General features: G+C 63.3%; 11 protein-coding genes. 2 read left to right on the top strand and 9 right to left on the bottom strand.

The annotated features are described in order from the left end of the window. Nucleotides 1–122: 122 nt before the first annotated feature. Nucleotides 123–614, bottom strand: coding sequence for an Lrp/AsnC family transcriptional regulator (locus BLW22_RS14905; RefSeq protein WP_027606753.1), 492 nt, complete (start codon nucleotides 612–614; stop codon nucleotides 123–125). Between the two features lie 121 nt (nucleotides 615–735). On the opposite strand from BLW22_RS14905, the gene BLW22_RS14900 reads away from it, so the two are divergent. Both BLW22_RS14900 and BLW22_RS14895 read left to right on the top strand, forming a co-directional pair. Beyond that, nucleotides 736–1,770, top strand: coding sequence for a histone deacetylase family protein (locus BLW22_RS14900; protein ID WP_074846913.1), 1,035 nt, complete (start codon nucleotides 736–738; stop codon nucleotides 1,768–1,770). Between the two features lie 67 nt (nucleotides 1,771–1,837). Next, the gene (locus tag BLW22_RS14895) at nucleotides 1,838–3,244 is read left to right on the top strand and encodes an amino acid permease (RefSeq protein WP_074846912.1); all 1,407 of its coding nucleotides are present in this window, start codon (nucleotides 1,838–1,840) and stop codon (nucleotides 3,242–3,244) included. Between the two features lie 12 nt (nucleotides 3,245–3,256). Here the strand turns inward: BLW22_RS14895 and BLW22_RS14890 are convergent, their stop codons facing one another. From BLW22_RS14890 to BLW22_RS14855, 8 genes are all read right to left on the bottom strand, one after another. Next, nucleotides 3,257–5,800: an autotransporter family protein gene (locus tag BLW22_RS14890; RefSeq protein ID WP_074846911.1), complete on the bottom strand. Its 2,544-nt coding sequence runs from the start codon at nucleotides 5,798–5,800 to the stop codon at nucleotides 3,257–3,259. A 249-nt stretch (nucleotides 5,801–6,049) separates the two neighbouring features. Further along, a complete protein-coding gene (locus tag BLW22_RS14885) occupies nucleotides 6,050–6,811 on the bottom strand; it encodes a PIG-L deacetylase family protein (RefSeq protein WP_027606749.1) in 762 nt (253 codons plus the stop codon). A gap of 177 nt (nucleotides 6,812–6,988) precedes the next feature. Then, a complete protein-coding gene (locus BLW22_RS14880; RefSeq protein WP_074846910.1) occupies nucleotides 6,989–7,648 on the bottom strand; it encodes a glycosyltransferase family 2 protein in 660 nt (219 codons plus the stop codon). Beyond that, nucleotides 7,645–8,244 carry an SAM-dependent methyltransferase gene (locus BLW22_RS14875; RefSeq protein ID WP_074846909.1) on the bottom strand — a complete coding sequence of 200 codons (600 nt, stop codon included), beginning with the start codon at nucleotides 8,242–8,244 and terminating at the stop codon, nucleotides 7,645–7,647. The genes BLW22_RS14880 and BLW22_RS14875 overlap by 4 nt, the downstream gene beginning before the upstream one ends. After that, the gene (locus BLW22_RS14870; protein WP_074846908.1) at nucleotides 8,241–8,999 is read right to left on the bottom strand and encodes a PIG-L deacetylase family protein; all 759 of its coding nucleotides are present in this window, start codon (nucleotides 8,997–8,999) and stop codon (nucleotides 8,241–8,243) included. The genes BLW22_RS14875 and BLW22_RS14870 overlap by 4 nt, the downstream gene beginning before the upstream one ends. Then, on the bottom strand, nucleotides 8,996–9,994 hold the full coding sequence (locus BLW22_RS14865; protein ID WP_065948302.1) for an acyl-CoA dehydrogenase family protein: 999 nt from the start codon (nucleotides 9,992–9,994) through the stop codon (nucleotides 8,996–8,998). Before BLW22_RS14865 ends, BLW22_RS14870 begins: the two co-directional genes overlap by 4 nt. 1 nt (nucleotide 9,995) lies before the next feature. Continuing rightward, nucleotides 9,996–12,155: a glycogen debranching protein GlgX gene (gene glgX, locus BLW22_RS14860; RefSeq protein ID WP_074846907.1), complete on the bottom strand. Its 2,160-nt coding sequence runs from the start codon at nucleotides 12,153–12,155 to the stop codon at nucleotides 9,996–9,998. Nucleotides 12,156–12,285: 130 nt separating this feature from the next. Next, nucleotides 12,286–12,555, bottom strand: coding sequence for a DUF2934 domain-containing protein (locus BLW22_RS14855; RefSeq protein ID WP_065925222.1), 270 nt, complete (start codon nucleotides 12,553–12,555; stop codon nucleotides 12,286–12,288). Between the last annotated feature and the right edge of the window lie 14 nt (nucleotides 12,556–12,569).

Here is a 12,569-nt window from a genome sequence, read left to right as displayed (position 1 = left end):
TAGTTTGGCAGATTAAATCTGTCGGAAAAAGCCTTTGGGGAGAATTAGTTAACGAATTTTTCACATCTGCAGGGCAGGCTTTTTGCCATTACCTGCCGTCGGCGAGTTGTTTTTTTGCGTGTTCAATCGCGTTTCGGAATCGCCATCCGACTCGTCGCTTTCACCTCCCGCAGCGCCAGGCTCGACTGGATCGACGCAATCCCCAACTGCCGCCGCAGCACGCTTTCGACAAATTCGCTGTAGCTGTCCAGATCCTCCGCCAGCACCTGCAAGAGGTAATCCGCGTCGCCGGTGATCTTGTGGCACGCCAGCACCTGAGGAAGCTCCTTCACCACCGCTTCGAACGCATCCGGAGCATGGTCGGTGTGGATCGCAAAACGCACATGCACAAACGCCATGATGTCCAGGCCGAGCAACTTGCGATCGAGGTTGGCCTGGTAGTCCTTGATCACGCCTTCTTCCTCCAAGCGTTTGCGCCGCCGCCAGCAGGGGGTGAGGCTCAGGGCCAGGCGCTCGCTCAGTTGGGCGTTGGAAATACTCGCGTCTTCCTGCAGCAGGGCGAGGATGGCGAGATCGGTGTCGTCCAGAACGACCTGCTTGGTTTTATTTTTCATATTTGGCTGTAACCAGGGTAAAAACACCCGATAAAGCTATCAGTGTCAGAAGTAAAAGCAAAGAAAGCCCTGCGCAGCCAGAACAAAATAGACCCTGTCTTTTTCTGGCGGATGTATCCAAATGCTGACTGTTTTTAGTGATGACCACCGTTTGCACCACGGCACCGAACTCAAGGACGGCGTGCTCAAGCCCTCATTCGAACAACCCAGCCGCGCCGACACCGTGCGTGACCGCGTCCGGCACGTCGGGCTGGGCGATATCATCGTGCCGCGCAGCTTCGAGCGCGCCTGCTACGTCAACGCCCACAGCGAGCGCTACGTCAGCTTCCTCGAAACCGCCTGGGCCGAATGGACCGCCATCGGCCGCCGCCATGACGCGCTGCCGCTGGTGTGGCCGGTACGGGACCTGGCCAATGAGCAGGTGCCGGACTTCATCGACGGCAAGCTGGGCTTCTTCGCCATGGACGCCGGCTCGCCGATCACCGCCACCACCTGGCAGGCGGTCAAGACCAGCGCGGACATCGCGCTCACCGGCCTGGCGCTGATCGACGAAGGCCATCACAGTGCCTTCGCCCTGTGCCGCCCACCGGGGCACCACGCGGCCCGCGAATACATGGGCGGTTATTGCTACCTCAACAATGCCGCGATTGCCGCGCAACAGGCCATCACCCAAGGTGCCAGGCGCGTAGCGGTGCTGGATGTGGATTTCCACCACGGTAACGGCACGCAGAATATTTTCTATGACCGCGCGGAGGTGCTGTTCATCTCCCTGCACGGCGAGCCTGCGGTGTCCTATCCGTATTTCTCCGGTGCCAGCAGCGAGCGCGGTGCAGGTGCCGGGGAGGGCTTCAACCTGAACTACCCCTTGCCGAAAAACACCACGTGGGCCCAGTACAAAACCGCGCTGATCCACGCCTGCCAGCAACTCAGACACTTCGCCCCCGAGGTGCTGGTGATCTCCCTCGGCGTCGACACCTTCAAGGACGACCCCATCAGCCACTTCCTCCTCGACAGCCAGGACTTCCTCAGCATGGGCGAACTCATCGCCAGCGTGGGCGTACCGACGCTGTTCGTGATGGAAGGCGGCTACATGGTCGACGAGATCGGCATCAACGCCGTCAACGTCCTGCACGGCTTCGAAAGCAAGACTGCCTGACCTAATAACAACACTCGCTCGATTCTTTTTTCTGCCAAAACTCAAAAACATAACAAGAGGTTTTGTGATGAAAACAACCACGTCCGGGCTGTGTGAAAAGCCTGCGTTGCAACGCACCCTGAGCAACCGCCACATCCAGCTGATGGCCATGGGCGGTGCGATCGGCACCGGCCTGTTCATGGGCTCCGGCAAGATCATCGCGTTGTCCGGCACCTCGATCATCCTGATCTACATGATCATCGGGCTGTTCGTGTACTTCGTGATGCGCGCCATGGGTGAGCTGCTGCTGTCCAACCTCAACTTCAAGAGCTTCGCCGACTTTGCCGGCGCCTACCTGGGCCCGCGTGCGGCGTTCTTTCTCGGCTGGTCGTACTGGCTGAGCTGGAGCGTGGCGGTGGTGGGGGACGCGGTGGTGGTCGGCGGGTTTTTCCAGTACTGGTTCCCGCATGTGCCAGCGTGGATGCCGGCGGTGGGCATGCTGTTGACGCTGTTCGCGTTGAACGTGCTGACGGTCAGGCTGTTCGGCGAAGTGGAATTCTGGTTCGCGATCATCAAGATCATCGCGGTGCTGACCCTGATCGGTGTCAGCGTGGTGCTGATTGCCAGCTCGTTTGTCTCGCCCACCGGGGTCACGGCCTCCGTGAGCCACTTGCTGGACAAACAGGCGGCGTTTCCCAATGGCCTGTTCGGTTTTTTCGCCGGCTTCCAGATGGCGATCTTTTCCTTTGCCGGCACCGAACTGATCGGCACCGCAGCCGCCGAAACCCGAGCACCGGAAAGGACCTTGCCCAAGGCGATCAACTCGATTCCGCTGCGGATCATCCTGTTTTACGTGCTGGCCCTGGGGTGCATCATCGCGGTCACCTCGTGGCAACAGGTGTCGCCGAGCAAGAGCCCGTTCGTGGAACTGTTCCTGGTGGCGGGCTTTCCAGCTGCGGCGGGGATCGTCAATTTCGTGGTGCTGACCTCGGCGGCATCGTCGGCCAACAGTGGGGTGTTCTCCGCCAGCCGCATGTTGTTCGGCCTGGCTGACCTGGGGGACGCCCCGGGTATCTTTGGACGCTTGTCGAAAAGCAGCGTGCCGTTTATCAGCCTGGCCTTCACCACCTTGCTGATGCTGCTGGGCCTGGTATTGCTGTTTGTGGTGCCGGAGGTGATGACCGCCTTCACGATTGTGTCGACGGTGTCGGCGATCCTGGTGATTTTCACCTGGTCGACCATCCTCGCGTCCTACATTGCCTACCGCAAAAAGCGCCCGGACCTGCACGCCAGATCTCTCTACAAGATGCCTGGCGGTGTGCCGATGGCCTGGTTTTCCCTGGCCTTCATGGCCTTCGTCCTCGGCCTGCTGGCGTTGCGGCCGGATACACGCCTGGCGCTGTACGTGATGCCGGCCTGGTTTATCTGGCTGGGCATTGCCTTTCAGTTTTCACGCTTCAAGGCTGCCGGGGTGGTCAATCCCGGTCATAGGTGATTCACGGGTTCCCTAGAACTCCATTCTCAAGCCCACCGTGCCCTGGCGGCCGTTGAAGGTGTTGCTGTCCAGGTTGCGGTTGTAGCCCAGCTCGCCGTACAGGCTGATGCCCGTGGCCACCTTCAGCATGGCGCCGGCGCTCAGGTCCAGGGTGGTGGACTTCTGCTCGGTGTCGATGGCCGTCACACCGTTGAAGGTGACGGTGTTCTGCCCGGCGCTGGTGTGCCAGACATTCGCCCGTACGTAGGGTTGAAGCGGCATGCTGCGGACCAGATAGTCACCGCGCAGGCGCACCCCGAGGCGGCTGGTGACGTTAGTGTCGGCGTCATAGGCGACGTCGGAGATCCCGTCGTTTTGCTTATCCAGTCTGGTCTTGCCGACGATCAGTTGCGCCTGGGGTTCAACCACCCAGTTACCCACCCACGCAAACGGCCAGCCGACTTCGGCGGACGCCGTGACATTGTGCCCCCGGGTGTCCATCTTCACGCCACGATCCGACTCGTTATTGCCGTCGAAGCGGGTGCCCATCAGTACCAGGTCGAGGTAGGCCTGGTTGGCGCCGATCAGCGTCCAGTAGACCCCCAGGCTGTCCCCGCGCAAGGTGGTCTTGCCGGCGTCCTTGTCCTGCCAGCCGCCGTTGAAGCCCTTGATGTTGCCTTTGAGGGTGCTGTGGCCGACAAAGAACCCGCTCCGTTGGGTCAGGCCATTGTCGTAGGTGCTGGCGTACAGGTCGGTACCCACTTGGAAGCCGGTCACCGAACTGTCGAGCGACGGGCTGACCGTTCCGGTGAAGCTCTGGCGCGTGCTGTTGCCGTAGGTCCGTCCCCAGCCCGACGTGAATGGGCCGGTATGCAACTGCTGGCTTTGGTCACCCATACGCTGGTGGAAGGTGCCGAGCATGCCCTGCACGAGTTGCTGTGCGGCGGGAAACAACGCAGCGTAGATCGGCACTTCCGGACGATAAATAGGGATCGGTTCGGTCCCGGGATTGGGCGGCAGCGGTGGTTCACCGGGAACGGGGGTGGGTAACGGCACGATAATCACCGGGCCAGGCGGCACCACGGGGATCGTCGAGCGCAGGTAGTAGTTCTCCGCCGTACCGGCCGTGACACCGCCTTTGAACAGGTAGTAGTCGAACGCGCCGGCAGACACCGGGCCCGCCAGTGTAAACGCGCTGCCACTGCCAGACGCGCCGTTGAGGGCCTGCACCACCTGGATGCCGTCCTGCAGGGTGGCCGCACCCGTGCCGCCGAGGTTGGTGACGCTGATGGCGGTGGTACCGGCGAGGATGCCCTGGTTGATGATCAGTTTGTCGCTGGGGGAATCATCCGCGCCCAGGGCGCTTTGCAATGCAAGCCGCCCGTTGTCGCCGGTGTAATTGCCATTGATGGTCAAGGTGTCGCTGGTGCGGGTGTTGCCGGTGGTCATGTTGAGGGTGCCGCTGTTGGTGACGTTCACCCGTTGGCCGGCCGTAAACGGGTCGATCACCCCCGTGCCGATCAACAGTTCACTGGTCCCGTCGATGCTCAGGCTGCCCGTGCCGGTGTCGCTGTCACCCAGTTTCAGCGTTCCGCCCAGGATCAACTGCGACTGGTTGTCCAGCCGAATGCTTTCCCAGTTGGGAAACAGGCCCGGATCGCCTGCCTTGGTATTGTCCAGTGTGAGCGTGTCGACACCCAGGCCAGCGTCGATCAACTGCGCCGCGGCCAGTTGGGTGTTGACCAGGTTCTGCAGCACCGCCGTGTCGTCACCGGCGCCCAGCAGTACGAACGAATGCAGGTTGCCACCGGTCCATTCGAAGTCATCGTTGCCAAAGCTGAGGAGTATCTGGCCGTTGACGTCGCCACCGGACACCGCTACGTGATCGTTTCCCCCGCTGACACTGATGTTGCCGCCGACAAAGGCCGTGCCCGAGATCAGGATGGTGTCGTTGCCGAAGCCGGTCACCAGGTTGCCGATGATCCTGCCACCCGACATGTCGAACAGGTTGTTGTCGAGCTTCATGTCGACCCGGCCGATGGTGCCGCCGCTCATCCTGGCCTGGTCGCCATCCTCGAAGGCTCCGGTGATGGTGCCGCCACTCATGTTGAAGGTGTCCAGGCCATCGCCCTGGGCCAGTGAGGCAATGGTGCCGCCGCTCTGGGCGTAGCTGTCGACGCCTGCGCCCTGGCTGACGGCGCCGGCCTGTCCGCCGGTGATCTGCGCCACATCCGCGCCCGAGCCCTGGCTGACGCTGCCGGTGATGCTGCCCAGGTTGAGCCGGAAAATATTACTGCCATCGCCCTGGTTGAGGTTGCCATCAATCCCGGCACTGGGCCCGTTCACATCCACCAGATCGTTGCCGGCGCCGTAGGTGACATTCCCGGTAATCCGCCCCGTGGCGCTGAGGTTCAGGGTGTTGTTGCCGGCACTGTCGGTAAAGCCCGGTGCCGTGCCGCTGTCGCAGGAAGAGAGGTCGTCCCCGGCGGTGTTGCTGATGGTGCACGCCCCGTAAGAGGCGCTCGGCAGTGCCGCCAGGGCAATCAGGTACAGCAGGGTCAGAGTCCGTAAGCGCATGATCCATCCTCGTGCGAGGGGAAAGTTGCCCCGGCACCGGCAAAGGCCGGTGCAGGCCAGACCATGACAACGTGACACGCGATACGGAGCAGGGAGTGCGGGTTACCTGTTCGAAAACACCGGCCAATGCAAGGAGTTGGCATGGCTTTCTCGACTGCACCTCAACGGGTGCAGCGCTGTTTGCACCCTAGCCATACATCGTGCAGGGCGCTACTGTCAGAGTTGACAGGTATAGACGAGCTGCCGGTCTTACGAAAACACAATCTCGTAAGGCTCGCGCATACGCTCCAGCAGCACCTGGGCCAATATCGGCGCCAGGCCGATCTGCGGGTCGCCCGCCAACTGGCTGGCATACGCATGGACGGCGTGGAGTTTGCGCGCCACGGTCCAGGTGTCCAGGCGTACCTTGCGCGCCCGTTGCCAGGGGATCGTCGCACCCTCGCGGGCGGGGCAGTGCCAGGCCCAGATCGGCAGTTCATAGAGTTGCGCGCCCACCAGCCTGCAGGCGTTGGCGCTGGCACGGCCGACGGCCTCATGGTCGTCATTGCCGTCGTTGCGCCAGGTGGAAAACACCACGTCGCCCGGTTGCAGGTAGCGCGCGATGAATTGGCTCAGTTGCGGCTCGCGAGCGGCGAGGGCGTTGTCGCAGAAACCGCCGCGAATCCACTTCAGGCTGTGCAAGGGCATGCCCAGGCGGCGCAGCGCCTCGGCGCTTTCCTGGGGCCGCACCACACTCAGGCGGCTGGCCGGCCATACGTGGGAACCCGGGTGGCTGGCACTGCCGTCCGTGATGGAGATCATTTGCAGGGGGTGTTCCAGGGTGCTGAGCAATTGCAGTAGACCGCCGCAGGCCACCACCTCGTCGCCGGGATGGGGCGCGATGATCACCACACGCGCGCCAGCGGGCACCAGGGAGGTGGTAGAGATAGGCGGGATTTGCGCCAGCTGCGGTGCGCTGTTCCAGATTTGCGCGGGGCCGCGACGGCCTTCACTGAGGGAGGCAGGCTTCATGGGCGTTACGTCCTTGTCGATTGATGCTGGGTCGTGCCCCGTTGACGGGACGACTCTATTTATTCACCACAGACTCCGCCGTGGTGCACGCGTGGTAATCCAACCCTGAATTACCAGCAAGGCGTCATCAGCATAGACAAGGATTGGTCGCTTTTACATTTTGCAATGTCGTTTTTTTCAAGACGCGCACATCAGGCTCTTCAAATAATCGCCGAACCCGCCCTGGGCACGGGCCTCCAGGCGCGCGCTGGTGATGACTTGCGGGGCGTGGCTCCAGGCGATGGAGGCCCCGCAGCGCTCGAGGTCACGCACCAATTGCACATCTTCGTGACAGGCCAGCGGTTCGAACCCTCCGGCGCGCACATAGGCCCCGGCACTGATGCCCAGGTTGGCGCCGTGGATATGCCGGTGACCGTCACGGGCGTGGTACGCCGCCTGGTAACGGATCTGCGCCGCCGGGTCGAACTCTTCGCTCCAGGTGTCGACGGTCACGGTGCCGCACACCACGTCGGCGCCCAGTGCCAACTGGGCCACCAGCCAATCGGGGGCCACGCGGCTGTCGGCGTCGGTGCACGAAATCCAGCGTGCACCCTGGTTGAGCAGGTGTCGCGCGCCCACCCCGCGCACATGGCCCACATTGCGCGCCTGTACCTCCAGGCGCTGCACCGGGAACCCCTCGGCAATCTCCGCACTGGCATCGCTGCAACTGTCGAGCAGCACCAGGATCTGCACCGTTTCACCCAGCAGGCCTGGGTGACTGGCGGCCACCAATGCTGCCTCCAGACACTCGCCGAGCAGCGCCTCTTCGTTATGTACCGGGATCAGAATGCCGATCATCGCAGGCCCTCAAGGGTGGCAACCGAAGTGCCGTCGCGGCTCCACAGGTCGAGTAGAAAGTCGGGTTCGTGGTGGGTGGCGACCAGGGGTATCCCCAGCCGCTCATGGAGCAGGGCATGCACCTGTTCGGCGGTCTGCGGGCACCCGTCGATCGTCGGGCGCCAGTGGCAGGCCAACACCTGGCCGTTGGCGGTGAGGCTGCTGAGGGCGCGATCGATCAAGCGGCACAGGTCATCGCGATCGAGGTAGTAGCACAACTCGCTCAAGACAATCAGGTCGAACTCGCCTATCGGCCATTGCTCGGGCAGGCGGCTCTGCTCCACACGGGCATGGGCAAAGCCCAGCAGGCGGCTGCGTGCCAGGGCGACGGCGGCCGAGGCGGTGTCGCAACACAGCAGGTGATCACAGCGCGGGGCCAGCTCGAAGCTCAATTCGCCATTGGCGCAACCGGGTTCGAACACCGAGGCATAGCGCGGCCGGGTCAACAGTGCCAGGGTCAGCGCCCGTTTGCGACGCTCGTACCAGCGTTGGCGAAAGGCCCAGGGGTCGTCGTTACCGGCAAACAGTTGATCGAAATACGGTGTCGCCACACTCATACGAATACCACTTCAAAAGGTTGTAGCAGACGCTCCACCACATAGGGCGCCAGCACCGGCGGCAGGCCGATCTGCGGGTCACCCTCCAGCTGGCTGGCGAACGCATGAATGGCATGGCGCTTGCGCGCGACGGCTTCACAGCTCAGGGGGATTTTGCGGGCACGGTGCCAGGGCACCAGGCTGTTCTCGGGAGACGCCCAGTGCCAGGTCCACACCGGCAGCTCATAGAGGGCCGCACCCACCGCGTGCGCTGCCTTGGCGCTCGCGCGGCCAACGGCCTCGTGGTCGCAATGGCCGTCTTCGCGCCAGGTGGTAAACACCACATCCGTGGGTTTGAGGTGGCGCTGGATAAAGGCGCTGAGCTGGTCTTCCCGCGCTGCCACCTGGCTGTCGCTGAAGCCGGCCCGCAACCATTTCAGGCTGTGTAACGGCACACCGAGGCGGTGCAGGGCCTGGGCCGACTCCTGGGGGCGTACCACGCTCAAGCGCTCCACCGACCAGTGGGTGGAGCCGGGATGACTGGCGCTGCCATCGGTTACCGAAATCAATTGAATGGGCCGGCCCAGTTCGGCCAAACCTTGCAACAGGCCGCCACAGCCCAGTACTTCGTCATCCGGGTGTGGGGCGATGATCACCGCGCGGTGGCCCTTGGGTACCAATTGTTCGACGCTGATCTGCGGCAGTTCGGCCATCAGCGGCGAGTCCTGCCAGCGCTGCAGGGGCGTGCCCTGGCCGACGATCGGGTTGGGTTTCATAACTGCCACCTCCCTGTGGGTTCCCCTGCGACCAGTTCGCCGAGGCCGGCCAGGTCGCGTTCGGCATGGCTCTGGCGGACATACACCGGCAGGTCCGCCATCAACTGGGCGAAGTGCGGATCCTTGCAGTACGGACCCGCGCCCACGGCTCTGCCCACGTGCCGCATGACCTGCTCGACGGTGTCCTCGATGCTCGCGCGCACCTGCTGGGCCAGGTGCCGGGCATCGGCCCTGGGGTAGCGGTCGATCTGCTCCGCACTGGCCCGCAGCACGCAGGCAGCGCTGTTCAAGGCGCTGTCGACCGCCCCCAGATGGGCGAGGGCGTGAGGCTCCGAGCGCTTGCTGCAGTGATCGCGCAACACCTCGGCCAGGCGTTGTGCCGCACCGTACCAGCAGGCGGCGATACCGATGCCGCCTTGCCAAAATCCGGGACGCCCGAGGTAGTCGCCGGGGCCGCCCACGGCAAGGCCATGGGCGCCGTCAAAGACGACCTCGACGCTGCCGGTGGCGGCCATGCCCACGGCATTCCAACCGTCGTGGGTGACCGTGATGCCCGGTTGGTCCATCTGCACCGCCACCAATTGCTGGCCGCCTTGTTCATCCCACGCCGTCAGCAAACCATGGCTGAGCACCGCCGCCCCGGAACACCAGGCTTTACGCCCGTCCAGACGCAGGCGATGGCCCTCGCAGCGCACCTGCACCTTGGCATTCGGCGGTTCTGCGGCCCACATGCCCCACAGACTGCCCAAAGGCGGCGCCGGGCTACGCAGCTCGGCAATGATGGCCAACGCATCGGTGTGGCCTTCGAACAGCTTGCACAAGCGCAGGTCATGACCCGCCACTTGCGCCAGGCGGCTGAACCGCCCCAGGGTGTCGCCGCTGCCAGGCAGCGGCAACTGATCGAGGCCTTCCTCCTGAAATGCCCTCAGGGCCTTGGCCAGGTCCTGCGTGTCCGCATAGCCCTGGAAGCCTTGAAGGAATCCATGCAGTGCCATGTCACACCTCGTCGTCACGCTGCAGTTCGAACAGCAGCAGCGAGCGGCCGGTCACACCGTACTCGTGGTCGAACTCGAAGCGTTCCTGGCCACGTACCGCCGGCTCGTTGGTGTCGAGCATGCAGGTCCAGAACTCACCCTCCGGCACCGGCGGCAGGCGGAAATTGACCACGTCGTGGTGGGCGTTCACCACCAGCAACAGGGTGGCGTCGGCACCGGCGCGGCGAATCCCGGTTTCCTGGGCGCGGCCATCCATCAGCATGCCCAGGCAACGGCCGTGGCTGTCTTCCCACTGTTCGGTGGTCATCTCGGTGCCAACCGGCGACAACCAGGTGACGTCCTTGACGCCGATGTCTTCGTTGTAGTCGCCTACCAGGAAGCGCCCACGACGCAGGATCGGGTAGGCCAGGCGCAGCTTGATCAGGCGCTTGACGAACTTGAGCAACGCCTTGCCATCCTCGTCCAGGTCCCAGTTGACCCAGCCGATCTCGCTGTCCTGGCAGTAGGCATTGTTGTTGCCGTGCTGGGTCCGCGCGAACTCGTCACCGGCCACGATCATCGGCGTGCCCTGGGCCAGCAGCAGCGTGGCGAAGAAGTTGCGCATCTGGCGCAGGCGCAGTGCGTTGATTTCCGGGTCGTCGGTGGGGCCCTCGACGCCGTGGTTCCAGGACAGGTTGTTATTGCTGCCGTCCTGGTTGTTTTCGTCGTTGGCTTCGTTGTGCTTGTCGTTGTACGACACCAGGTCATGCAGGGTGAAACCGTCATGGGCGGTGATGAAGTTCACCGAACTGTACGGGCGGCGGCCACGGTGGTTGAACATCTCGCCCGAGGCGGTCATGCGCCCGGCGAAGTCCGCCAGTTGGCCGTCATCGCCTTTCCAGAAAGCCCTTACGGTGTCACGGAAGCGGTCGTTCCATTCAACCCAGCCTGGCGGGAAGTTGCCCACCTGGTAGCCACCGGGGCCGCAGTCCCAGGGCTCGGCAATCAGTTTCAGCTGGCGCAGCACCGGGTCCTGGCGGCAGGCCACGAGGAAGCTGTGGCGTTCATCGAAGCCATCGCGGTAGCGGCCCAGGATGGTCGCCAGGTCGAAGCGGAAGCCGTCGACGTGCATCTCGTTGGCCCAGTAACGCAGGGAGTCGGTGACCATCTGCAGTACGCACGGGTGGCTCAGGTCCAGGGTGTTGCCGGTGCCGGAGTCGTTGATGTAGAAGCGCTTGTCATCGGGCATCAGCCGGTAGTACGAAGCGTTGTCGATGCCGCGCATGGACAGGGTCGGGCCGCGCTCGTTGCCTTCGGCGGTGTGGTTGTAGACCACGTCGAGGATCACTTCCAGCTTCTGCTCGTGCAGGTGCGCGACCATCTCCTTGAACTCGGCGATCTTGCCGCTGGCCAGGTAGCGCGGGTCGGGGGCGAAGAACGCAATGCTGTTGTAGCCCCAGTAGTTGGTCATGCCTTTTTCCAGCAGGTGCTGGTCGTTGACGAAGGCGTGCACCGGCAGCAACTCCACCGACGAGATGCCCAACTGGCGGATGTGCTTGAGCACATCATCTTCCATCAACCCGGCACAGGTGCCGCGCACGTCTTCGCCCACCGAAGGGTGGCGCATGCTGATGCCGCGCAGGTGGGTTTCGTAGATGATCGTACGGTCCCACGGCACCCGCACCGGCTGGTCGTTGCCCCAGGTGTGCGCCGGGTCGATGACCTTGCACTTGGGCACGAAGGGCGCACTGTCACGCTCGTCGAAACTGAGGTCGTCGTCCGGGTGGCCGATGGTGTAGCCGAACAGCGCTTCGGACCATTTGAGTTCGCCCACCAGTTGCTTGGCGTAGGGGTCGATCAGCAATTTGTGGTGGTTGAAGCGATGACCATTGGCCGGGTCATAAGGCCCGTACACACGGTAGCCGTAGATCAGCCCAGGGTGGGCGTCGGGCAAGTAACCGTGGAAAATTTCGTCGGTGTATTCGGGCAGTTCGATGCGCTCGAGTTCCACTTCGCCGGTGTCGTCGAACAGGCACAGTTCGACTTTCTCGGCGTTGGCCGAGAACAGCGCAAAGTTGACACCCAGGCCATCCCAGGTAGCGCCGAGGGGGAAGGGCAAACCTTCACGAATCCGCGACGGCTCGCTGCCCGGCGTCGAAGGGGTCTTATGGGGTTTGCTCATTGAGTTGCTCCTGCAAGGCTATTTTTTCGGGCCGAACGCGGCCGTGCTGACGAGTTTTCAGCTGATGATAAGAAGAGTGAAGTCACCTTTTGCCGACCGCGCCGGCAAAAGGTTGATGGCGCCGTGCGCGTTAAGCCTTGGGCTTTTTCGGCGCGGGTGGCTTCTTGGCCGCCGGCGGCGCCGGCTTGCTTGCGGCTGGCGCCGGTGGCTTGGCCTTCGCCGCCGGCTTGGGTGCGGTCTTGGGCTTCGCGGCGGGTTTGGGTTTGCTCGGCGTCAGCGCTTCGGCTTCGGCCAGCTTGCGCGCCATCTCCCAGTGGCGCGCGTCTTCCCCGTGGGGTTTGCCTTCAGACTCCCAGATCTGATGCGCCAGTTCGCGTATGCGTTTGTCTTCAGTACTCATCACAATGCTCCTCA

The sequence above is a fragment of the Pseudomonas marginalis genome (assembly GCF_900105325.1).
In the GTDB taxonomy this organism is placed as follows: Bacteria; Pseudomonadota; Gammaproteobacteria; order Pseudomonadales; family Pseudomonadaceae; genus Aquipseudomonas; species Aquipseudomonas marginalis.
The sequence above is the reverse complement of the archived record's forward strand: the minus strand, read 5'-3'. Positions and strand labels throughout refer to the sequence as shown.